This window comes from Cytobacillus firmus DS1, from assembly GCF_000565285.1.
Taxonomy (GTDB): domain Bacteria; phylum Bacillota; class Bacilli; order Bacillales; family Cytobacillaceae; genus Cytobacillus; species Cytobacillus firmus_A.
In genome coordinates, this window is record NZ_APVL01000035.1 from 1 (window position 1) to 21,919 (window position 21,919).

The 21,919-nt window shown below is 34.3% G+C and carries 24 protein-coding genes; 4 read left to right on the plus strand and 20 right to left on the minus strand.

Translation table 11 applies throughout. From position 1 onward, the window contains the following. Positions 1 to 1,064: multicopper oxidase family protein (locus PBF_RS23200; RefSeq protein WP_035333195.1), on the plus strand; the 1,064-nt coding region annotated here is incomplete at its 5' end. A 92-nt stretch (positions 1,065 to 1,156) separates the two neighbouring features. Continuing rightward, positions 1,157 to 1,327, plus strand: coding sequence for a DUF2759 domain-containing protein (locus tag PBF_RS25255; RefSeq protein ID WP_035333196.1), 171 nt, complete (start codon positions 1,157 to 1,159; stop codon positions 1,325 to 1,327). Positions 1,328 to 1,540: 213 nt separating this feature from the next. Here the strand turns inward: PBF_RS25255 and PBF_RS23210 are convergent, their stop codons facing one another. The 3 genes from PBF_RS23210 to PBF_RS23220 form a co-directional block, all read right to left on the minus strand. Next, positions 1,541 to 2,980, minus strand: a complete 1,440-nt coding sequence (locus PBF_RS23210; RefSeq protein ID WP_035333197.1) for an MATE family efflux transporter — start codon at positions 2,978 to 2,980, stop codon at positions 1,541 to 1,543. Between the two features lie 111 nt (positions 2,981 to 3,091). After that, entirely contained in the window at positions 3,092 to 3,853 is a 762-nt protein-coding gene (locus PBF_RS23215; protein WP_235192325.1) for a hypothetical protein, read from the minus strand. Between the two features lie 375 nt (positions 3,854 to 4,228). Further along, positions 4,229 to 5,206, minus strand: a complete 978-nt coding sequence (locus PBF_RS23220) for a F510_1955 family glycosylhydrolase (protein WP_035333199.1) — start codon at positions 5,204 to 5,206, stop codon at positions 4,229 to 4,231. A gap of 667 nt (positions 5,207 to 5,873) precedes the next feature. Here PBF_RS23220 and PBF_RS23225 point away from each other — a divergent pair. Both PBF_RS23225 and PBF_RS23230 read left to right on the plus strand, forming a co-directional pair. Then, a complete protein-coding gene (locus tag PBF_RS23225) occupies positions 5,874 to 6,557 on the plus strand; it encodes a response regulator transcription factor (RefSeq protein WP_051489001.1) in 684 nt (227 codons plus the stop codon). Between the two features lie 21 nt (positions 6,558 to 6,578). Continuing rightward, the gene (locus PBF_RS23230) at positions 6,579 to 6,899 is read left to right on the plus strand and encodes an AbrB/MazE/SpoVT family DNA-binding domain-containing protein (RefSeq protein ID WP_035333201.1); all 321 of its coding nucleotides are present in this window, start codon (positions 6,579 to 6,581) and stop codon (positions 6,897 to 6,899) included. Between the two features lie 56 nt (positions 6,900 to 6,955). Here PBF_RS23230 and PBF_RS23235 read toward each other — a convergent pair whose 3' ends face one another. The 17 genes from PBF_RS23235 to PBF_RS23310 all read right to left on the minus strand — a co-directional run bounded on the left by PBF_RS23235 (position 6,956) and on the right by PBF_RS23310 (position 21,910). Next, positions 6,956 to 7,534, minus strand: coding sequence for a DUF1405 domain-containing protein (locus tag PBF_RS23235; RefSeq protein WP_035333203.1), 579 nt, complete (start codon positions 7,532 to 7,534; stop codon positions 6,956 to 6,958). Positions 7,535 to 7,635: 101 nt separating this feature from the next. Then, positions 7,636 to 8,805, minus strand: a complete 1,170-nt coding sequence (locus PBF_RS23240) for a D-alanyl-D-alanine carboxypeptidase family protein (RefSeq protein WP_035333204.1) — start codon at positions 8,803 to 8,805, stop codon at positions 7,636 to 7,638. 336 nt (positions 8,806 to 9,141) lie between these two features. Further along, a complete protein-coding gene (locus tag PBF_RS23245) occupies positions 9,142 to 9,852 on the minus strand; it encodes a YwmB family TATA-box binding protein (protein WP_035333205.1) in 711 nt (236 codons plus the stop codon). A 378-nt stretch (positions 9,853 to 10,230) separates the two neighbouring features. Continuing rightward, positions 10,231 to 10,452 carry a phosphotransferase gene (locus tag PBF_RS26920; protein WP_235192326.1) on the minus strand — a complete coding sequence of 74 codons (222 nt, stop codon included), beginning with the start codon at positions 10,450 to 10,452 and terminating at the stop codon, positions 10,231 to 10,233. Positions 10,453 to 10,488: 36 nt separating this feature from the next. Next, positions 10,489 to 10,620 (minus strand): hypothetical protein, encoded by a 132-nt coding sequence (locus PBF_RS27110; protein ID WP_268745136.1) that lies wholly within the window; start codon positions 10,618 to 10,620, stop codon positions 10,489 to 10,491. Positions 10,621 to 10,884: 264 nt separating this feature from the next. Further along, positions 10,885 to 11,037: a hypothetical protein gene (locus tag PBF_RS27160; RefSeq protein WP_343299456.1), complete on the minus strand. Its 153-nt coding sequence runs from the start codon at positions 11,035 to 11,037 to the stop codon at positions 10,885 to 10,887. 366 nt (positions 11,038 to 11,403) lie between these two features. After that, a complete protein-coding gene (locus PBF_RS23265) occupies positions 11,404 to 11,919 on the minus strand; it encodes an RsfA family transcriptional regulator (RefSeq protein ID WP_035333207.1) in 516 nt (171 codons plus the stop codon). A 185-nt stretch (positions 11,920 to 12,104) separates the two neighbouring features. Then, positions 12,105 to 12,344: a hypothetical protein gene (locus tag PBF_RS23270; RefSeq protein ID WP_035333209.1), complete on the minus strand. Its 240-nt coding sequence runs from the start codon at positions 12,342 to 12,344 to the stop codon at positions 12,105 to 12,107. A gap of 37 nt (positions 12,345 to 12,381) precedes the next feature. Then, positions 12,382 to 13,263 carry a helix-turn-helix domain-containing protein gene (locus tag PBF_RS23275; RefSeq protein ID WP_035333210.1) on the minus strand — a complete coding sequence of 294 codons (882 nt, stop codon included), beginning with the start codon at positions 13,261 to 13,263 and terminating at the stop codon, positions 12,382 to 12,384. Between the two features lie 205 nt (positions 13,264 to 13,468). After that, the gene (locus PBF_RS23280; RefSeq protein WP_035333211.1) at positions 13,469 to 14,551 is read right to left on the minus strand and encodes a DUF2325 domain-containing protein; all 1,083 of its coding nucleotides are present in this window, start codon (positions 14,549 to 14,551) and stop codon (positions 13,469 to 13,471) included. Positions 14,552 to 14,571: 20 nt separating this feature from the next. Beyond that, entirely contained in the window at positions 14,572 to 14,745 is a 174-nt protein-coding gene (locus tag PBF_RS26285) for a hypothetical protein (protein ID WP_160169286.1), read from the minus strand. Positions 14,746 to 14,757: 12 nt separating this feature from the next. Continuing rightward, positions 14,758 to 14,949 carry an aspartyl-phosphate phosphatase Spo0E family protein gene (locus PBF_RS23285; RefSeq protein ID WP_035333212.1) on the minus strand — a complete coding sequence of 64 codons (192 nt, stop codon included), beginning with the start codon at positions 14,947 to 14,949 and terminating at the stop codon, positions 14,758 to 14,760. Between the two features lie 412 nt (positions 14,950 to 15,361). Next, a complete protein-coding gene (locus PBF_RS23290) occupies positions 15,362 to 16,951 on the minus strand; it encodes an NlpC/P60 family protein (protein ID WP_051489002.1) in 1,590 nt (529 codons plus the stop codon). A 457-nt stretch (positions 16,952 to 17,408) separates the two neighbouring features. After that, positions 17,409 to 18,734: a helix-turn-helix domain-containing protein gene (locus tag PBF_RS25090; RefSeq protein ID WP_051489003.1), complete on the minus strand. Its 1,326-nt coding sequence runs from the start codon at positions 18,732 to 18,734 to the stop codon at positions 17,409 to 17,411. A gap of 268 nt (positions 18,735 to 19,002) precedes the next feature. Then, a complete protein-coding gene (locus tag PBF_RS23300; RefSeq protein WP_035333213.1) occupies positions 19,003 to 19,341 on the minus strand; it encodes a hypothetical protein in 339 nt (112 codons plus the stop codon). 29 nt (positions 19,342 to 19,370) lie between these two features. Continuing rightward, positions 19,371 to 19,715, minus strand: coding sequence for a hypothetical protein (locus PBF_RS23305; RefSeq protein WP_035333215.1), 345 nt, complete (start codon positions 19,713 to 19,715; stop codon positions 19,371 to 19,373). An 83-nt stretch (positions 19,716 to 19,798) separates the two neighbouring features. Further along, a complete protein-coding gene (locus PBF_RS23310) occupies positions 19,799 to 21,910 on the minus strand; it encodes a type IA DNA topoisomerase (protein ID WP_035333217.1) in 2,112 nt (703 codons plus the stop codon). Positions 21,911 to 21,919: the final 9 nt, after the last annotated feature.

Consider the following 21,919-nt stretch of genomic DNA (forward strand, 5'->3'; position numbering starts at 1 on the left):
TGCTTGATGAGTGGATGAGCAAGCCTGAAGAGGGTGAATCAAGCATGGAAGGTATGGATCACAGTAACATGGGTTCAGAAGAAGACAGCGATAAAGAGGCTGATTCAGAGGATTCAAGTATGAGCGGCATGGATCACGGCAGTATGGAGTCAGATAGCAATGACAGCATGAATGGAATGGGCGAAATGGGCCATGACATGAGCGCCTACGATATCTTTTCAATAAATGGAAAAAGCGGCGACAGCATTGAGCCTTTAAAAGTAAAAGAAGGAGAAAAAGTCAGAATTCGCCTTGTCAATGTAGGGTATATGTCTCATAAGATCCATCTGCATGGCCATGATTTTAAAGTGGCAGCCATCGACGGGCAAGAACTAAAGCAACCAAAAGAAATCAAAGATCAAGTTATCTCAATAGCACCAGGGGAGCGATATGACATTGAGTTTACTGCGGACAACCCTGGCGAATGGTTCATAGAGTGCCATGGTGACATGGAAGGCACAAGTGGAATGAAGACAAAAATTCAATATGAAAACTCTTCTAATTCAACAGATAAATCTAATCAGTCCGAAGAACTTCCAGAGTTCACGTTTGTTAATTATGGCCCTTCTAAACAAGGGGAATTTTCACTGGATCAGAAATATGATGTTGAATATAAAATGGATCTGAATACTGCCATGAATGGCAGTGATATGGCCTATACGATTAACGGCGAAATATTTCCTGAAACAGATAATATAAATGTTAAGGAAGGTGATCTCGTTAAGGTGACATTGACTAATAATTCTATGATGGATGATCACCCTATGCACCTCCATGGTCACTTCTTCCAGGTCCTTAGCAAGAATGGAAAACCTGTAGAAGGCTCTCCGATAATAAAGGATACCATTAACTTAAAACCGGGTGATGTATATGTTGTTGCGTTTAAAGCTGATAACCCAGGAAATTGGCTGTTTCACTGTCATGATCTTCACCATGCCACAGCTGGAATGGTAAATATGGTTAAGTACGACGGATTTAAGCCAAGTTTTACCCCTGATCCAAATGCTAATAATAAACCAGAGTAGTAATAATACTACCGCTAGACACAGAGAAGCGGCCTTAATAAAGGTCGCTTTTTTTTGAGATGTTAATAAATCATAAGAAAGGAGTGTTTTCTATGGGCATTGTAATAATATTTGGACTAGTCGCTTTGCTTGCTGGTTTTGGGACAATTAGTGCATTGAAAAACAAAAATTTCCTAGGTGTGCTATTTGGATTAGGCAGCTTCCTTGTTTTTGGCTGGTTTGCTGTAATGACTTTTATAAATTCCGGATATCCTGCTATGTAAATGCAGGAGAATTGAGGCAATAAGCATTTTACTCGTTTGTTGAAAAAGAATTGCTGTTTTTTATTAATTTTTATGTTTAATCCATAATTCGTGCAAACCTTTAATATATAATAAAGATCCCCCCTAATTATTATAGAAATGAAAAAGGACCTTTTTTGGTCCTTTTTCATTAAAAAAGTAAACTGATTCTTAACTTTGGTACACAGCAATAATTTAATAGTTGTTTACACAAGACGACATCGTTTCCTTTGTTGTCTGCGGATGGCATTCAGATTCTGCCTCCGGTGCTTTTTCGAGAGCCATCCACTTTCCTCTTTGGAACTGAATAACGAGTACAACTGCCCTAAACGCAATATCAATTCCGATGGCAATCCAGACACCTGCTAAACCCCAGCCTAGCTTTATGCCTAATAAAAAGACAAGGAGTGTACGCACCGCCCACATTCCAATGGCGGTGAGATACATTGGGAATTTTGTATTATTTGCACCTTGGAATGCCCCTGTTAATACCATAAGCACAGCTAAAAAGGGTTGAAAAACGCCGGATATCTTTAAAGCTGTTCCTATGTTTCTGACTACCTCCTGATCTTCTGTAAAGAACCTTCCTGCCCATTCACCAAGGAAGAAAAGCATAGCCCCCAGAACAGACATTGATGCTAAAGTTAAGATGGTTGTAAGTTTGGCATATCTCCTCGCTTCATCAAGGTTACCTGCCCCGATTTGCTGTCCAACCAGTATCGTAGCTGCCGTTGCGAACCCATAACCAATCATATAAGAAAAGACTTCAATATTTCCTGCAATTTGGTGGGCTGCAAAGGCATTTGTTCCGAGAGCAACAACAAAGCCGAAATAGACGATCTGGCCAGCACGCATAACTAACCGTTCACCTGCTGCTGGAGCCCCAAGTGTCGTCAACTCCATTAAATGCACTTTATCTAGCTTCCAATAGTCCATGCGAAAAGCGAGAACCTTGGACCGGTTTAAGTAATAAATTAGCGCTATGCTTCCAATAACACGGGCAAATACAGTAGAAAGGGCAGCTCCCACAATTCCCATTTCTGGAATAAATAAAATGCCGAATATCAAGACGTAATCTAATACCGCATTCACAATATTAATTATGATGCTGATTTTCATTGGCGTTTTTGTATCTCCTGCCCCTCTAAGTATGGCACTCAATACAAACATTAAGGACATGAAGATAGATGGAATGCCTACTATTCGAAAATAAAGAGAACCAGCTTCTAATACATTAGACTCTATTCCCATAAGCTTCAGCAATGGCTCAGCAAAAAAAAGGGTAATAACTCCCGTTAACAAGCCAAACAGGATGGCTAGAACTAGAGATTGCTGGGAAATATGCCTTGCCTTTTCCGGCAAGTTTGCTCCAAGAAAATTGGCAATCCTAACGTTCGCTGCCACCCCAATTGCCATGAACAGAGCAAAATAAATAGCGAGCACTGCATTGGTAACTCCTACAGCGGACACTTCCACCAAGCCTAACTTTGAGACAAAGTAGGTGTCAACAAACCCAAGGATGGTTTGAAAGAAATTTTCGATTACAGCGGGAATGGCCAGGATAGTAATAATTTTTAATCTATCTTTATTTGACTGAATATTTTTCAGTTTTGCATCTACAATTTGTTCTTTCAATAATCTTCCCTCCTATTCTGAGAAGGCCGTAAATAATAAAGAGTTACCTTTAAATAAATAGGGCACACTCAATAAGTGCGCCCTATTTATAAATTAGGCTATTTATATTATTTACTTACCCGGAACATTTATTACAAATGGAACCGTATAAAGCTTGCCAAGATATTTAAACTGTCCCCAAATTTTATATTTGCCTGAAATAGGGAATGTAGTCATATATTCAACATCCGGCCCTTTAGCTGCCTCATCTTTTGGGTGGACGTGGAGAAACTCGTCCATTTTTTCACTTACAATAACTACATGTCCTGCTGATCCAAGATAAGGTTCCAAATCCGTAATTTTGTTGCCTTTGCTGTCCGTAACAGTAAATGTCATCAGTACATGCTGTTTTACGGCCAAATTATCAAGTTTCAACTCAAACATTAAATCATCTACTTGCTTTTTTAACTCTTTATCAAAATTAACTGCATCATCCTGCTCCTCGCCTTCTACTATTAGATCATACTTGGCAAGTTGCTGAGCAGAACCTTCTGGAAGAAAATCAGCAAATATTTTATATTTCCCTGCTTTTGGAAAGGTGGTCTTCAAATTAAACTTACCTTCCCCATCATAATTGGGATGTAGATGCTGAAAAATACTTAGATCGTGACTTATTATAAGTATGTGCATCTGTTTTTCATGTACAGCTGAGAAGGAAATAATATTCTTTCCGTTCTTTTTGACTGATAAAAAAATTTCGGATTCTTGTTTAGGTTTAATAGTAGCAGGACTGACATTCCATTCAGTTTGTATTTCTTCTACGATATTAGATGGTACCCCATGGATATGAGATTCATGTCCATGTGTACCATGATTCGTTTCCTGATTCATCATTTCACCTCAAAATAGTTATATTATCTAATCTTCAATACAGTTTTACCACTACATTTTTTTAATAAACTCCACAAAAAATGCATATTTAGCAATAAAATTTTTGGATAGCATTAAAATAATTTAGGCTACACAAAAAAACATCATCTAAAACTATGCAGATAAATTACAAATGCATAAGAAAAAATATGAAACGGGGAGGAAGAGTTTAAGAAGATCTTAATAGAGATTCATAGCTGATGGAGCTAAGAGACTTCATTATGTTCTACAGCAAATTGTAGAGCACGAAGAAGCAGTGATATAAGGACAGTTCGAGGTGAATAATAGCTGTTTAAAAAGCAAAAAAGATCGAAGCACCCTTCGATCTTTAAAATTAATTTATTTAATTTTGCCTGCTTCTACAATGGCATCCCAGTTATTAGCGCCATCAGTTGTATAATATATGTCTCCATTAAATGAAACAAACGTCATTTCCTGATCATTATTTGGGTTTTGAGCAAAATACATAACTGCATCTTCATTCATTTTAGGCAATGCTATTTCCTCTTCTGTTTCATCAGACAGAGAAACCTTTGTCAGCTTAGATGTACCATCGTAAGTCCCGTAGATTAAGCTGTCATTTGTAAAAAAGACAGATGTGCCTTGTCCGCTTTTCGAGATTCGTTCAAAGGTTTTACCTTTATCCTTTGACAGGTATATTCCTTGCTGACCGGATGCAGCCAAATAATCAGCTTTTTGGGGATGTACAGCGATACTGAGCAATGTATCATCAAGGCCATTTGCGGATACTTCCTTCCATGTCTTTGCGTTATCTTCGCTGAGATAAAACTTTCCTGTTTCCATGATGGAATTTTTCTGTGGGTTCATTAGGAAAATCACCTGATTTTCATACCCTACTCCCATTAGATGGAAATCTGTTTCACCTTCAACAGCTAGCTCTTGAAGTGTTTTTCCATCATCCGTACTCTTTTGTATTCCTAATGGATTTGGAAGGTTTGAATCCTGTCCAGGATGCCCACTCGTATAAAAGCCGTCTTTTGTTGCATTAAAGCCCATATAGTCATTGTTTTCTTCCTTAGTTTTATACCATTTCCCTCCATCGTAAACCTTTAATCCATCGTGAGCTGCATAAAAGGGCTTGCCTTGATTTCCAGAATAGCCCACCCCGTGGATGTGATCAATTTTCCCATCAAAGACTTCAAAAAAGCTATTGGATACTGCCTCTTCCCCGCTTCCCTGTTCATCAGTTTGGGCTTCTGATTGTTTGATATCCTTGTTATTTTTTTCTTCAGCCTGGCCACATGCGGCAAGGCTAAAGGTTAATCCAAGTACTGCTAATAATAATGACTTTTTCATAGATCTCACTCCTGCTTCCAATTATAGGATCATTTCAGGAAGAGAACAAACTAAATATGACACTTGGCTAGGACTATCAGAGTCATTTCTCCTAAATATTCTATAGAAACCACGTGCCTCTCAAGTTTTTCATTTTCTATACTCTTCTTCAAACGATCACATTAAGTTTACAACAAAAATATGCACTTAATGTGCAGAAAAGACACAAGGTAATCCGTAAGTTAATTATTGCTTAGGTGAGAATCCTGAAAGATGAAATTTAAAATTGAAAAAAACTTTGTTATACAAAATAATCGATTAACATGTCTAATTTAATGATAAGTTTACAAGAATTTATTAGAAAAAGAACAAAGCTGGGACTTTACCTATCGATTGAGTCTATAATTTTATAACTGTTTTCTCTGGTATATACATACCGTCAAGCCATGTTTTATTTAATACCCATTAGTTCTCTTCAAAAGTTTCCTCCTTATCTTGTTTTGCTCCTTTGTTATCTATGACTTTAATTTACCAATTACTTCGACATGGATTGAATGCATACTGATTTCAATTTCCTAGTATAGAAAATACCTAAGAATTTTTTTGGAAGATAATAATAATGCAAAATTTCTTCATATTTTTTTTGTAAAGTAACTTTAAGGATATTACCAAATGAGGAGCAACTGTAATGACTAAGATCATGATTATTGATGAAGATCAAGGAGTAGTTAACTATTTAGGAAATCTTCTCTCACCGTACTATCAATGTGTGCATTCTCACTCTATCAAGCACGTATTGACATGCCTAGCTTTGGAAAATGTATCGCTAGTGATATTAGAGATTTCATTATCTGATATAGATGGTTGGACAGTCTGCAAAGAGATTCGAAAAAATACTAATGTTCCAATCATAATATTGACAGCCAAAAAAGAAAAACAAGATATACTTAATGGATTTAAGCTAGGAGCGGATGATTATATTATCAAACCTTTTAATGAGGAAGAACTGTTAGCAAGAGTGGAGGCTTTAATAAGAAGAACTACTATTCCCAAGAAGACTGGCCTTTCCTTCCATGGGTTAATGTACGACGAAAGCGGATTTGATCTTACTTATAACGGTAATTCAATCCCGTTAACCCCGAAGGAATTTGCCCTTTTAGGAACAATGCTAAAAAAACCCAACTATGTGTTTTCTCGTGAAGCACTGCTAAAAAGTATCTGGGAGAATAATGACCAGACAGATAACAGGACGATTGATTCGCATATAAGAAATATCCGAGAGAAGTTAAGGCAGTCTGATTATCCCGTTGATCATCATTTAGTTACAGTTTGGGGGACAGGATATAAATGGAATACCAGCGGAAATTTATAGAATAGAAAGGATGAAGATTCCTTGTATATTAAAAAGTTATCAAAAAATGGCCAAATCTCAGTTCCATTAGCACTAAAGAAAAAATTGTGTGTAAATGATGGAGAATATGTATATATATATATGGAGGCCGGGCGCTTATTGATTAGTAAACACCACGAAGATGTTCATTTAAATAAAGTAATTTATAGGAACGGGAAGTTCTCTATTCCAACTGAACTGAGAAGAATGTTAAAAATATATTCAAATTCCCTTTTATCTTTAGAAGCTCATTCAAAAAAAGGTTCTATTTCAATTACAAATTTAGATTATATTGAAGATCAAGGTCAGCTAAGGAATTATTAGTAATAATTATAATTAAATCTCTCACTAAATATATAAGTTCAATATCAGGGAGCTGTTCAGCTCCCTTTTCTCTTGATGACAAGGAAATAAGTTATTAGTAATGTGGCTATGCTTAACCAAAAAGAAAAATATCCTATTTGCGGTGTGTAATTACTTAAGGGACCATACCACGGCATCATGAAAAACACATAGTCGATGACATCGTTATGTAATATCCAAATAGCTGCAATTACCAAATGCCATAATCTTATACGATAATACGAAGCATAAAGTAATCCCTGAATTGCCATTGCAGCATGAGACGCAATTAGCATATAACCTGTCCAATGGAGAGAACCAGTTGCAAAATAGGTAAAAATATTCATGAACACGGCCCAAATTCCGTATTTAAATAGGGTTACCACAGCTAAAGCTTCCATTAATGGCCAGTTCTTCTTAATCAGAAAAGCTCCTAAAACGAAGATAAAAAATAAACTTGCTGTAGGGCTATCAGGAACGAATATCAGAAATCCTGCAGGTGTTTGCGACAACTGATTTCCATACCAAATGTAGCCATAGACTGTTCCCAAAAAATTTATGATAAATAAAACCCACAAAAACCACCGCTTTTCCAGCAATTTATAAAAACTCTTCATTTTCTCTCCCCCTACAATTTATAGTGATTTAAATTTGGTATTATCCAGCTACCTCTCGATTGTAATAATTTTCTAGTGATAATGTGAACTTAGTCATCTAATTAAAGAATTTTTTTGTTGAATATCTTTGGGGAGATCTTTCTTTTAATTACTAAAAAAGCAGCGATTGCTGAAAGCAGAACTATTCCTAACAAATAAACTTCTTTACCCCCCTTTTTAACATTTTGTTCTTTTGATTCCTTAATGGTTTCCTTTTTTTCATTAGTTTTTTGAATAAAGTCTTCACCCTGGAGATCAGAAAGGAATTTTTCGCTTGGCTTCAAAATTTCAATACTTCCATCTTCGGTTATCGAATTTTGTGCATCTTCTTGGATATGTTGAGTAAAGTAAAGGATTTTTTTTGCAGTATAAATACTATCTTTCACTTTAAATGCGACCCCTTTAGGTATAGTTGACGTTTTATAGTGGCTAAATCCAAAATCGAGTAACTTTCTAGTGTCTTCATATGCAATGTCTTGAGATGCTGCATTTAATGTAACAACAATCAAGCTCAAATCTTTTCTGTTAGCAACTGTCACTAATGTATGTCCGGATTGATCAACAAATCCAGTTTTTCCGCCTATAATACCTTCATATGGTGATTCCCTCATAAGTTTATGGTGAGTGTAAAGGGTCGTATCCCAAGATGCTCCTTTCCACTTTAGCTCTCTTGTCCCGAAAACTTCCTTGAATTCCTCATTTTCCATAGCGTAACGGGTTAACAAAGCTAAATCTTCAGCGGTTGTAACGTGTTCAGCGTCAAATAGACCATGTGGGTTCTTAAAGACTGTGTTCTTTAAACCTAATTTAGCTAAATATTCATTTAAGTTGTTAGAAAATGCCTCAATAGAGCCATCCAAATGTTCTGCTATTGCGACCCCTGCGTCATTGCCAGAATTAATAAGCAAACCTTGTACTAGCTTTCTAAGTGTGACAGTTTCACCTTCTTCTAAATAAACCCTCGTACCTTCTGTTTCCCTAGGATTTTTACCAATAGTTACATTATCATTTAAATTTCCCTTTTCAATAGCATAAATGGCCGTAGCTATCTTTGTCAGGCTTGCCGGGTACATCCTATCACCAGCTTTCTTTTCAAATAAAACTTCCGCCGTTTTAATATCTATTAAAATAGCGGAAACGCTGGACACTTTAGGGCTATCTGCACCATAGGTTTTTTGGGGAAACAAATTTATTAAGGTTGTAATTAATATAAAGAATAGTATCTTTTTCATTTTGTTCTCCTTTAAAGTTGATAATTAATAAATTACTTTTAATGATTTGTTTCCAATAAATAAAGTTTTTGTTGGATGTTAATCTATTTGGGTAATGGTATAAGAATTTTCTCCCAGAATTGTGCAGAACAGTTAATCCTTTTTCTATATCAAAACTGATTATAGAAAATAACTTTGAAGAAAATATGGAGGAAGAAATTTATTTACTTTTATAATAAAAAACCCTCTATTCACATATGAACAGAGGGTTAACAGTTTATAGAACCGAACTCCTACACTTAAACTTGTAGAATAAACTAAAAATAAGCTATCTTTATTATGATCCCTTTTCCCCTTTTAATACTCAATTGTAATAATAGGGCTTCCAATTATAATGCTTATCAATTTATCTTCTTGATTATTTCTCAAACCTAATTGTAAATTCATTTTTTCATTATTTCTTGTTGGTAAGAAATTTTCCCAGGAATTTTTATAAGCTGAGACGGAAACAAAGTTTTCCTCTACAAGTTGTTCAACTGGTTGTGCTGAAAGTTTCTCTAAAATGTTATTGGCCTTATCACTTAATTTCTGATGCTGATCAGGTTTTAATTTAGACTTTACAGTGAAGTAAAGATTATGTTTGTTTTCTAGTATGTTAGTAAGTCTTTCGTACTCATCTTGTGACCATATTTCACTAGTATAACTATATGTTTGTAAAAGTTTATACCTGTTGCCTTCTTTTAGTGCTGTAAGAACAATTTGTTCTCTAGTGATGTTTCCGTTTAACTTTCCGGTTATAATGATATGGTGATCTCTGATTCTATTTTCCTCCCATTGAAAGTTGGGATATTTACTTTTCAGATTGGCTTCGTGCTCTCTAAAAGTACTTAAAGAATCGGAATAATTCACATCATACTTATAATATAGAGACCATTCACTTATTTTTGCGTTCATATCATCTAAACTATTTACAATGGATAAAAGGTTATCCTCTTTACTCTGTCCTACTTGACTGTAGAAAAACATTAATGATAACGCTATTGATATACTAAAAATTACTTTTTTCATGTCTACCCCTCCCTTTTGTTAGTATGGACAAATTATCTAATATTATTCGTGAAGTTCTAGATTTGTAGAAATGATAATAAGAAAAAGCACCCCCCTTGGGAGTGCTTCTTCCTACTGTTTTCATATAGGGGTAGTTATTTGTCCTAGACCTTTATAATAAATAATTTATATGCAGAAAGTATGGAAAAATATAATAAAGTTGTGTATATTTTTTTGTTTAAATATTTATTAATAATATTAATTATAAAACTATTTGTATGCTCATTTAATTACAACATTTATAATATGATGTTACCACAATTCCTTATTTTTATTGTTAGTAGAAAAGCGAAGTGTATTTAACTATCGCACCAGTTTATGGAATAACTTAGAAGATTTTTAGTTTAATTCAATACCTAACTTAGCCATAATATAATCAACTGTTTCATGCGGTTGTTCTATACTATTATCAACCCATAAACCAATACGCAGGTGCGGTGTAGTTTTTATAAACTCTTTCCGCAAACTATCAACATTAAAGCCGATATAACCAAACTTGCCTCTATTATGCTTTCTTTCTCGGATAACATCAGCATTAGGAGTTAAAACAATTGGCTCCACTTTCTCATGACCCATTAATTTAAGAATATACGGAAGTTATTGACCATAGTAATTATCTTGTACAATAACAGTAAAACCTGCATTGCTGTAACATTTTGCAACTTCTGCTGTTAGTTGATAGCGCAAATCTGCCTGAGTTTCAGCTTCTTTACTAGGTTTTTCGCTCATTTCTTCTCGTTCCAGAAACAATCATTTTACGAAAGACATCCCCACGTAAGTGTACTGACCTCTTGAATTTTTTTGCCATCAATTCTGCAACAGTAAATTTACCACTTGCCATCGGTCCAGTAATTAAATAGATCACTGAAATCCCTCCTTTATTTCTTTACTCGAATCACCCATTAGTTTGGTATGTTAGCGGTTTGGAAAATCAAATAATAGATGTGGATTTACTCTGAATGATTTGCTTCAGCATATCCAAAATGGCACTACTTAACTTAATATTAGTGTTGTTTGGAGTGCTTCGGCCAACATGAAGTCGAAACAATCAAAGGATTGTATAAAGGTTCCTGATGGTTTATCAAGTTCTAGAAATAGTTCTTGTTTTAAATCAAAACAGTACCAGGCTATATCAGAGTCCCCCAAAAATACATATTACTTATGCGATTCATTTTCATGTCAATTTTCAAATTTACTGTTTTTAAAAAGTTTATATAAGACTTTGGTAACTGTATGTTACCTATCTTCTCCTGCATCAGCTTCTAAAAATACTTAATTTCTAGCTCTGTAACTGGATTTCTAAATGAGCTTCTATACTTTTCTTCAATTTTTTTTATTTCGATTAATAATTCCTTCCATTGGGCCATACTGCTCATCCCCTCTTTATTGAAAAGGTTTAGGTGGGTTGATATCATCTTCAAACATCGGCTTTAGCACACTAAAAAAAGGAAATAATGTAAGGTCAAACAAAAAAAGAAACCCAGACTAAAGGTTTCTTTACCACACATTTTATCATTTAAATTTTAGTATTTGATGCGCTGATTCCAAAATTTCTTTTAATGCATTATATTCCTTTTCTAGTTTATTCTTTTTTTCTAAAATCTTAGCATTTTTATCTTTTAGGACATTTATTTGATCCCTTAATTCTTCGATGGAATGAAGATCTTGTTCTGAGTTGTCTTTAGTATTTTTTGATTCGTACAAAGCCCATAGGTGATCAATTAGACTGTCGAATTCTACTAATGTCTTTCCATTTTGATTAGACCTACTATGATTATTTTGATGGCTTACGTCAGAGGAAGAATCCATCTTTCTTAGCTTTTTAGCATGGTCTATTTCAGTTCTATATAATTTTCTAACATTTGCATTCCAGCGAAAGCCACAAGCTGCGGATGTACGTTCTAATTGTTTGCCCACTTCTTCAAAGGCTTGGAGCTGAGTGCCGCCTTCTCTTATATGTTTCAATACTATTTCCGCCAACAGAGTATCTTCCTCTTTTGTCCAGGAGTCCTGCCTGGTTTTAAGCATTAGGGCTCACTTCCTTTTTAATTATAGATATGCTTTCAAGTTATAATTAAGAAGAAAATTTATGTCTTTTAATGGGAAAATAGTTTTTTACTTCTGTACCTGACCCCATCTGTTCTAATTTAAATTGGTGCTTGGTATATCAAAAAAACCACCCATTAAGGATGGTTTGGTGAAAGTACAATTTTTTAATGCTGTGTAGGTATTCCCATCACAGTGAAACCATTACCGATACTATGTTGAGTTGGGATTCCAGCTAATTCAATTTCTTTGCCAATGCTATGTTGAGTGGGAATGCCCGCATAGTCTAATTTTTCGCTAATTTGGTGTTGTGTTGGAATTCCGGATTGATCATTAAGATTTATAGCAAACAAACCTGCACCAGCAATACTTAGGGATAACGCAGCGCCAATAATTAATTTCTTCATAGTAAAATCCTCCTATATTTTCCTCTTTAATAAAATTTTAACAGTTGGCCAGCATTTTTTCCAACTCTTTTTCGATTATCTGACCCATCTTAGTCTGTTTCGTTAAATAACAGAGATGAATAGATTCTTCCACATAGGTCTTTCCTTTATCTCGCTCTCCCAATTTTAGATAGTTTTCCCCGCTCTGATAATGAAACTCTGCAAATAAATATAAAAGTTCTTCCTCTATACAAAGATTGATTCCTCTTAAACTATAATTTAAGGATTCTTCATACTGTTCATTATCTGTCAGGGCTTGTGATAGGCCAAATAGGATGCGTAATTTGACTTTTGGTTCCAGTAGAGTCGGGAGACTTTCAAGATCTCTAAGCGCTATTATGAAGGTAGAAATTGCTTTTCGATAATCCTTGGTTTCATATATAATCATTGCGATACTCGTTAATATCTCAATTTCACTTTCGTTCAAACTTTTACGCTGTGGATTAGTCAAATCAATGGCTTCATAAAGAGTTTCTACAGCTTTCTCTGGTTCGTCATGTAAATAGTAATAACATATTCCTTCATTCCATAATAAAAATTGTTTCAGTTTATTTGATGAAAATATATGAGAATTCTTTTCCTTTTGTGTAATCTGAAAGACTTTTTCATATTCCCTTTCTCTTTTATATTTGTTTATAAGGTCTATTATTAGTTTCACATAATTATCATTACTCTTAGTGATCATTTTCATAATATCTGCTAAATTGTTACCTAGTTTTTCGGCTATTAAATATAGTTGGTCTAGAGTAGGATATTTTTTTTCTCGTTCAAATAAACTATATTCATTATCTGTACATATCCCTTCTGAAATCTCCCTAATAGTAAATTTTTTGTTCTTTCTTAGAGTTTGCAGCACTTCTCCAAAGCTATACTCTTCCATCGTTTTGTCCCCTTATGCCATTAGGCCTATTTATGTAATATTATAAATATTTATCCAGCATTAAACAATTCAAACTTGTACCTAAAAATGTAAAAGACCGCTAAAGATTTTTTTAAGCGGTCGGTAAATATATTATTATAATGCGCTATAGGACTTATTTGTTAAGATATTAAAAAGAAATATGACTTAGTAGATAATAGAAGAGTTAAGCTATGTGAGTAGTTTCTTGTATAGATTCATTAATGGCAGTTATTAAAGATTCCACACCTCTGCTTTTAACAGGTGTAAAAGGTATACCATGATTCTTGCAATACTTCACTGTTTCTATACTTCCTCGATGGCTTACATGACTAATGATAATAACAGCTAAGTCTGACTTCTTTACCATTGCCTCAAGTCTTGATAGTTCTTCGTTACCAGAAGCCCAGATCATGGTCCCTCCCCTAGCATCAATTTCTTTTTCAAAGACAGATTTTCTTGCTTCTAATCCTACAACTAATATAGTTTTACTATCGAAGTCTAGGTTACATTTATTTATAATTTCTGTAGTGCCCTGCTGCTTTGCCTTTTTATAATGGCCAGATTTCAGCGGAGGAACCCAGCTATCGTAATTTTCTGTGTTATGTCGCCATAAAATTCTATTAGCCTCAGGTTTATCTATGGGAAATGCAATATCTACGATATCATTTTCTTTTATATTTAATGAATGGATATCATCTTCATTGAGGATAACTGTGTAAGCTACTTCACCTAGCCGAATGTCTTCACCACTATCTAAGTTCTTTTTTACAACTAGTCTCCCGCTTTCCATCTCTACAGGACAATAATTATATTGAATTCGATCTGAAGGTTCTATCCCTAACCCTTTTTCAGCTATGCTGTATTCAAACCTTTTTTTCTGGTGATAACCCGGTTCGACTTCTACAGCATATAAATAATCCCCATGTTGTATTTCTAAATTCCTTACTACTCCTTCAGGAACGTACCCATCGATTTCTTGGATATAGCCACCTCTGAGTTTACGCTCAAATCGATATTTTTGTGGTGACGTTTCTATGTTTTTAGTTTGCTCTATAACCTCTGGGAGTACGTCATGATCCTTGAATGTATCACTAACTAATGATATTTGATGTTCCGATTGGAATTTTTGGATATCCACCATATTTTCACATATCTGCAGCTGCTTAGTTAATAATTGCTTATAAATATGGAAATTTTCAATGGTCATTTGTTCAAGGGATTCTATCATTGACTTTCTAAAAAAATTAAAGTGTTCACTATTATTCATATATTTTCCTCCAAATTAGATTATAAATCCATTGCCTCACCTATTAAATTTATATCCTGTATTATGGACTTTTGGGTTTCTGTGCATTGACACTTGATATAATCATCGACTAAACGGATAAATTCATAGGCCAAAAAAGTAAATTCTTCATCAGTAATCATTTTAGTGGTGTTTTCATTTAATATAATCGTCATAAAGCCTACCTTTTATACACTATTTTTAGATATATTTATAGAACCTCTATCTAGAAACCTATTAGAATAAAATTGATTAATTAAGCGGTCAAGATCTTCGCTAATCTTAACCACTTTTGAGCTGTCTAAACCTAAATTATTTGCAGCCAGGTACATTTCCGCGCGCTTGTCTTCAATTTTTCTTTGGATATCTCGGTCATTCATTTAGTTTAACTACACCTGCTTTCCTTTAGGCCTATAAAAGGTTTTTCTACCACTCGCTTTTTTTATTAGAAATAGCAACCAAGCAAGTCCTATGAAGGACATGTTTATAAGACAATAAGATACAGCTAGTTGGTCCCACATGCCGTAGGAATAAAGGGTGAATAACGTAAGAGTTAAAATAAACATTGAAGTAATAATGGGAATAGCCATATTTTTCATAGCATTGAAGTAAGAATTTAAGCCTTACTATTGAGCACTTCCTTTCACAAAAAAGAGAACCCAAAAAGCCTAATAGCTTCTCGGGTTCTTCCCTCTACACAATATTGGTAATAAGAAAATACTATCATTTAATTATAGGAAAATAAAGGTATTATATTTGGTTTTTACAAAAGAAATTGATATTAGATATTCTTTACTTAATCCGGATTACTCTACCATTAAAATTTTCTTTCCAATATCCTGTTTCCATACTGACAATGGCTACTCCCGTGGTGCTTTGAGCTCCAATGAATTTTCCATCGCCAACATATATACCAACGTGTCCGTCTTTTTTGTATGTATCAAAGAAGACTAAATCTCCAGGTTGTATCTCATTAAAGGTAATTCTAACACCTTGATTTTTTAGGGTATCGGTTGTGGTAGAGGTAAGAGGACCGAGAGAGATCCCTACTTGACTAAAGGCCCAATGGACAAAACTTGAACAATCGAAGCGGCCATTGTTAATATCCTTTTCATTTCTTCCACCACCAAATACATACACAGAGTTACCAATTAATTTATTTCCTACAGTAACAACACTTTCACTATTTGTAGTTGAAGCCAAGTAGGAGACTTTGTATTTTTCGGATGTTTGCAAGACCTCATTAATATACCAATCGGCATGATTATAATGCCAAATAGCTTTTCGAGGGTCCTTGTTAAAGCCATGTACTGAAAGATAGTTAGCTGCAGAGGCAATTGCATCTGCTAAGCTAAAAGGATCTGCTTTACCATCCTGATCCGCGTCTATGCCAAAGTCTTCCCACGTTTTTGGCATGAACTGCATGTGCCCCAATGCACCTTTTGAGGAAACCATTGGAGAAATTGTGGAGAAATTTGTTTCTATATCGTGAATAGCGCAAAGAATGTGCCACGGGATGTTATATTTTTTTTCAGCATCTAAATAGTAAGTCATATATTCTGTAGGGATTCCAGAAACAGAAATACTTCCTCCAGCAGTGAAATAAGGACTTTCGCTCTGAGCACTTGTAATTGATTGCTGCAGCTTTGTTTCTTCATTTGCCAAATTATTATCTTGGTTGATTAAATCTTTTTTGTTTTGATTAAGTTGTTCCTCTTTGTATTTCAAGTGGGCCAGGACGTCCTGTTTTTGAACCTGCTGATCCTTAACAACCTTTAAAATTTCTTCAAGCTCTATCTTAGCGCTATTTAAATCCTTCAATGCTTTTTCCACCAAAACTCTATTTAACATTACCTGTTCTTGGTCATGCACTTGCTCTTTAATAATGGTTTGATCCGCTTCTGCTATAGTTGCGACAGCTGTTAAACGCGAAACAAAGTCGCCTATTCCGGAAGCATCAAGTATCATATCCCAGAACCATGTACTTGCTCCTGATTGCTGATAGTTGCGGGCCCGCTCTTTAAGTATCTTATTCCTCTCGACAATTTTAGTCTCAAGCAATAATAATTCATTCGTGAGATTCTCTTTTTCCTCAGAGGCCTTATTTATTTGATATTTTGTTTGGTCGTATTTTTTCTGGTTATCTTGAAGTGCTTTTTCTATTCTGTTGAGTTGTTCTTTCAGCTGCGTCTGCATATTTCTTGATTCTGCAATTTCTTTATCAGCATTTTCTATACCCTTTTTTATAAGGGAGCGTTGTTCTGTAATTTTCTGTTTGTGATTTTTTATTGATTCTATAGATTCTGCATTTACCTTAGGGTAGCCAACCAGAATTGACGTAATCAAAATGGTTGAGCTAATTATGATAATATGTTTTTTCAATGGAATACCGCCCTTGTTTTATTGAATTTTTATTCAAAAACAAAAAAAAGAACCCATACAAGCATCACGCTTATAGGGTTCTTCCCTTTTGAGTTTTATTTAATTAATCTAAGTTTACCATTTTATGAGAATAAATCAAAGTGGAATAAGAACTTAATACTAATTAACGAACATTAGAGACTTGTGGCAGCAAACTACCCGTCTCTCATTTTCTTTCGCTAAATTAGCGTACTGAGAACTACAAAACTTCAACAATGAACCCCTTTTCAAGATACCAAAGTGCTTTTGCTTTGCTAGCTGTCATTACTACAACTTCGTTTTTATGTGTTTTAACTGTATATACTTTCACTATCATTAAACACCTTTCCTATGTCGCTATTTGTGTCTTTTTTTCACTAAAAACATTTTAGCACTAAGTAAATAATAAGGTTAAGAATGCCCTTATTCTCAGTTAAATTCAATATAACATTTGAGGCATTAACATACTTAGATTAATATGGTTGAAGTAGTTATTTATGAGCATGGAATCAAAAAAGTTATCCGCTGCTTGCTTCCAATAACTATCTTTTATCTCTTCTATCTTCGCCAATTCATATAGAATTAACCCTTTTAAGACTGAAGGTTGACCGAATTCTATTTGCTTTAATGCCTTTTTTAAATAGACTAATTGAGTTTCTTTATCAGATTCTGATTGATTATGTATGATTGCTGCTAAATAAAAAGTAATGGCATTCATACTTTCATTAGGATGTTTTTCGGCTAGATCAAATGCGAGTTTTAGATATTGATCAGCCTTTTTAAGGTCCTTTTGTTTTAAGAAGTGCAAGGTCATTGTTTGAAGTAAATTTGCAACTAAAATAGGATTAGTATTCTCTGGTATTCTCTTTATTTCTGACATATCCAAAATAAAGGACTCTACCTCGATTAGATAATTATTAAATATTTTTGGATGCTTGTCGTAAATATAAATGAAAAATATGATTGTTCTTAAGAAAGAATCAAAGTCCTTTAATTGAAAAAACTCATTTCTTAATTCAAAGATTTTTTCTATAGACTGATTATAATCCCCTTCCAACACATCAAGTATTGTCGAAATATACCGAATCTTTTGTTGGTAAGGAAAGTGGCTAGAAATAATCTCACCAATTTTAAACCTGGCATCAATTACTTGTCCTTTTGTTGCAAAAACCACAACTAGATTATATAGAATTAAATTGGTCCATTGTTTATTAGTCGAACTGTTGATGGCTTTTTCAAACATTTCTTGGGCGGAAGTGTAGTCTCCTAATTTGTTATAAATAATCCCAATAAGGTTAAAAGCTTTAGAAATTAACTCTTTTTCTAATTCGATTGAATGCTTTTCCTTTATCATTTCAAAAAGAAAATACATTGCTGAATGATAATTTCTAGTTTCATAGTTATTTAATGCTTTAAGGTAGTTAATTTGCAATGGAAGAAACATTTCATCATCAACTAATTTTTCTATTTTGCTTTCCGCTATATCATGAAAACCCATTCGAATAAAATCTTCTATTTTAGCAAATGCAACTCTTGATTGATCTAAGAAAAACTTTTCACTTTTTGGTAATAAGTCATGAATAGAAATATTTAATTTTATACAAAATTTTTCTAAATCATCTAGAGATATTTCCCCAATTCCATTTTCAATGTTGGACAGCTTAGTAATGGAGCAAATGTTAGAACTTAATTCTTTCAAAGTCATGTCTTTTGCTTTTCTAATTTTTCTAATGTTTTGTCCAACTTTTACTTTATCAATATACATACATCTTCTCCTTTAAACCTCTCTATCATAAGTATATTCTTTTATGATAAGTAGTAAAGGGGAATGAGTTGATTATTCTTTCAAATTTTGGAAAAGTATATATCAGACTAAAAGACAATATTTGGTGAGATAGGTTGATATTATACCCCTTTTAAAAAAACCTCTTTAATAAAAGAGGGCAATTGTTTGGAGAAAATTATTGAGTTTATCTGTGAATTGGCTAGACATGATACATATTTTTAACGGCAGAACATCTTCGTACTGTTTATTATCTAGGTCGAATAATTATATAATCCCTATCATCTAGTTCCACTTCTTCAACGTCGTTTACATATTCCTCATCATTTAACTTAACTACATTAAATTGTGGCATTTCCTTCAATAACTCAATTAGTTCGTAAACTTTCATTATCTTTTTCCTCCTTCGCAATATTGTTTCTAGAATGCATAAAGCAATCCATCCTGGGCAAACTACCTGCACGAGCAAGACCATAAGGAAATGTATTAAATTTCGTAAAAAATACGTTCCTCCAGCACCAACAAAAACCATTACCGCTCCTGCAATGAAAACAGGAAGATATCCTCGTTTAATTAGTAATTCCTTCATAGTAATTGCCCTCTCTTCATTGGAGTAATTCACTGTAGTGGTTGCTGCCTATATTTGATTCCACTAAAGGAAATGTGTTTATACAAATTAGCCACATCATCAGAATCATAGTTTAATTCATCATTCCCCTGTGCTTTTGCGAATCCATGTAATTTATACCCTACTGAGAAATATAGTTGATCCGCCAAAGAAGATGCCTTCTTCTGAGAAAATGGATTGCTGTTAATACTTAATAAGGCTACAAGATAAGTCTTTGCAAGACTTACTGCAGCTTCTTCCTTGGAAAGTTGCAGCCATTTAATGCGGTCAACTTGATCTTCAAGATTAACATCTATAATAAGCTCTTTTGTTTTTGAATATTTATCTAAGTTCATAGCTCAAACCTCCTGCTTTTTTTTTATTTTCCCATATTGAAATATTTAGTACAAATTCCATATGGTTCCATACTGGGTTGTGATTATTTTCCTTTGCTTTCATTAGCAAACTTTAGTTTCACCTGATTGTTTTCATCCAAGATTAATTTTGCGCTAAATTTAGTACCTTTTTCTTTACTTGTAAAGGACAATACCCCGGTTTCTCTTTTAGTCAGGAGTAAGAGTGCTTGTTTTTCCGAGATAGTATTATTAAAACTCTTCTTCCAGATTTTAAATTCGCACCCTACTTCTTTCCAATTTGAACACCCATAAGATTTTTTTCCTGAGACTATTTTTCCTACCCTGCAAACAGGAGAGGCACCGAGAACTTGAATTTCCTTTCTATATAATGATTCCATTTTACTCGCTTCGTTTATGATGGCTTTTGTAAATTTCTTAACGTTCAGCATAAACTCTTGTGGGGAGTATTGATTATTAGCAATAAGATTTAGACGTTTTTCCCATTCAGCTGTGTATTCCACTGAAGTTAGAGATTTAATATCAGTCTCCCTAATTGTTTCTATAATAAATTTCCCTTTGTCGGTAATTAGCAATGACTTCCCTTTATACGAAATATACTCGGTATCTATTAATTTCTTTATAATATCGGCCCTTGTTGCCTCAGTTCCTACACCTTCAGACGCATTTAGTACTTCTTTTAATTCATCGTTTTCAACTTTCTTGCCAGCTTTTTTCATCGAATCTACCAATGTTCCGTCTGTAAATAAAGGTGGCGGAGATGTTTCTTTTTCGAGTACTTCGGAATCAATACATAATACCGGCTCTTCTTTTGTTATTTGTATAGGTTTTAGAATCGTCTCATCTATGTTCTGTTCTTCCTTTTCTTCTAGGAAAAGAGCCTTCCAACCGGCCGACAATAAATGCGATACCGTGGTTTTAAAAATTTCTCCCTCAACTTCTGTCAGTATGGCATATTTATCGTAAAGGGCAGGAGGATAAAATTGTGAAAGAAATCTTTTAACAATCATGTTGTATATCAGCTGTTCATTTTGACTTAGGTTGTTAGGAATTTTATGTGTTGGTAATATGGCATGGTGATCTGTCACGCCTTTTTCATTGCACACTCTTTTATTTCCTGTATGAACCAGGGTCGGATCGGCTCCCTTAGCTTCATTTTCAAAAGGAGAATTTTCTAATGCTTTTAAACTTTGGTGCATGACCGGAATATCGTCCTTTGTAACATACGAGCTGGATGTTCGTGGATAAGTAATACATTTATGCTTTTCATAAAGTGATTGAGCTATTGCTAGGATTTCCTTGGCACCTAGAGGATATTTTTTATTAGCTTCTTTTGTAAGTAATGAAAGGCTAAACAATGGTAGAGCATATTTCTTTACACTCTTTTTCTCGAAATCCTTAACAACACCTGGTTTGCTTTTTACTTTTGCTGCTATTTTTTCTGCCTGCACTTTATCTTTGATTTTTTCCCCTTCCCAGTACCTTACGTACTCCTCATCATTCTGTCTGAATAATACTTTTACGGGGAAATATTTAATTTTACTAAAATTGAAATGCTCCTCACACCGATCATAAATCATGGCCAGTGTAGGTGTTTGAACCCTTCCAATTGTAAATTTTTCACCATTGCTTTTTAATGTATAGATCCTGGAAGCGTTCATACCAATTAGCCAATCGGCTTGTGCCCTGGCATATCCGCTGAAGAATAAACCTTTATATTCCTCCCCGTCTTTCATGGATTGATAGGAGCGTCGGATTGCATCTTCTGTTAAGGATGATGTCCATAATCGTTTAATTGGTTTGTTTTTCAGGCCCAAGTGGATAAATATATAATTCGCTATTACTTCTCCTTCTCTTGCACTATCACAAGAGTTGACTACGATGTCTGCCTTTTTAATAAGTGAGTCGATTATTTTCAATTGTCCTTCTTTTCCCGGGATAGGCAAAAGCTTAAATTGTTCCGGAATAATAGGTAAGGTTTCAATTGCCCATTTCTTTAGTTCAGGATTGTAGAATTCAGGCGGGGCCAGACTCAATAAGTGTCCGATAGCATATGTATAAATGTGTCCGTTATCCCCTTCGATATATCCCTTCTTTTCAGTAGTCTGTTTAGATAACGCAGCCGCAATATTTCTGGCCATGTCGGGCTTTTCGCAAATAAATAAAGTAGTGGTCATAAGTAACTC

Bases quoted from the DNA above. Each gene is read 5' to 3' on its own strand.
- PBF_RS25255 (WP_035333196.1), top strand. From the start codon at position 1,157: ATGGGCATTGTAATAATATTTGGACTAGTCGCTTTGCTTGCTGGTTTT.
- PBF_RS23215 (WP_235192325.1), bottom strand. From the start codon at position 3,853: ATGATGAATCAGGAAACGAATCATGGTACACATGGACATGAATCTCAT.
- PBF_RS23220 (WP_035333199.1), bottom strand. From the start codon at position 5,206: ATGAAAAAGTCATTATTATTAGCAGTACTTGGATTAACCTTTAGCCTT.
- PBF_RS23225 (WP_051489001.1), top strand. From the start codon at position 5,874: ATGACTAAGATCATGATTATTGATGAAGATCAAGGAGTAGTTAACTAT.
- PBF_RS23235 (WP_035333203.1), bottom strand. From the start codon at position 7,534: ATGAAGAGTTTTTATAAATTGCTGGAAAAGCGGTGGTTTTTGTGGGTT.
- PBF_RS23240 (WP_035333204.1), bottom strand. From the start codon at position 8,805: ATGAAAAAGATACTATTCTTTATATTAATTACAACCTTAATAAATTTG.
- PBF_RS23245 (WP_035333205.1), bottom strand. From the start codon at position 9,852: ATGAAAAAAGTAATTTTTAGTATATCAATAGCGTTATCATTAATGTTT.
- PBF_RS27110 (WP_268745136.1), bottom strand. From the start codon at position 10,620: ATGAGCGAAAAACCTAGTAAAGAAGCTGAAACTCAGGCAGATTTGCGC.
- PBF_RS23265 (WP_035333207.1), bottom strand. From the start codon at position 11,919: ATGCTTAAAACCAGGCAGGACTCCTGGACAAAAGAGGAAGATACTCTG.
- PBF_RS23270 (WP_035333209.1), bottom strand. From the start codon at position 12,344: ATGAAGAAATTAATTATTGGCGCTGCGTTATCCCTAAGTATTGCTGGT.
- PBF_RS23275 (WP_035333210.1), bottom strand. From the start codon at position 13,263: ATGGAAGAGTATAGCTTTGGAGAAGTGCTGCAAACTCTAAGAAAGAAC.
- PBF_RS23280 (WP_035333211.1), bottom strand. From the start codon at position 14,551: ATGAATAATAGTGAACACTTTAATTTTTTTAGAAAGTCAATGATAGAA.
- PBF_RS26285 (WP_160169286.1), bottom strand. From the start codon at position 14,745: ATGACGATTATATTAAATGAAAACACCACTAAAATGATTACTGATGAA.
- PBF_RS23285 (WP_035333212.1), bottom strand. From the start codon at position 14,949: ATGAATGACCGAGATATCCAAAGAAAAATTGAAGACAAGCGCGCGGAA.
- PBF_RS25090 (WP_051489003.1), bottom strand. From the start codon at position 18,734: ATGTATATTGATAAAGTAAAAGTTGGACAAAACATTAGAAAAATTAGA.
- PBF_RS23300 (WP_035333213.1), bottom strand. From the start codon at position 19,341: ATGAAGGAATTACTAATTAAACGAGGATATCTTCCTGTTTTCATTGCA.
- PBF_RS23305 (WP_035333215.1), bottom strand. From the start codon at position 19,715: ATGAACTTAGATAAATATTCAAAAACAAAAGAGCTTATTATAGATGTT.
- PBF_RS23310 (WP_035333217.1), bottom strand. From the start codon at position 21,910: ATGACCACTACTTTATTTATTTGCGAAAAGCCCGACATGGCCAGAAAT.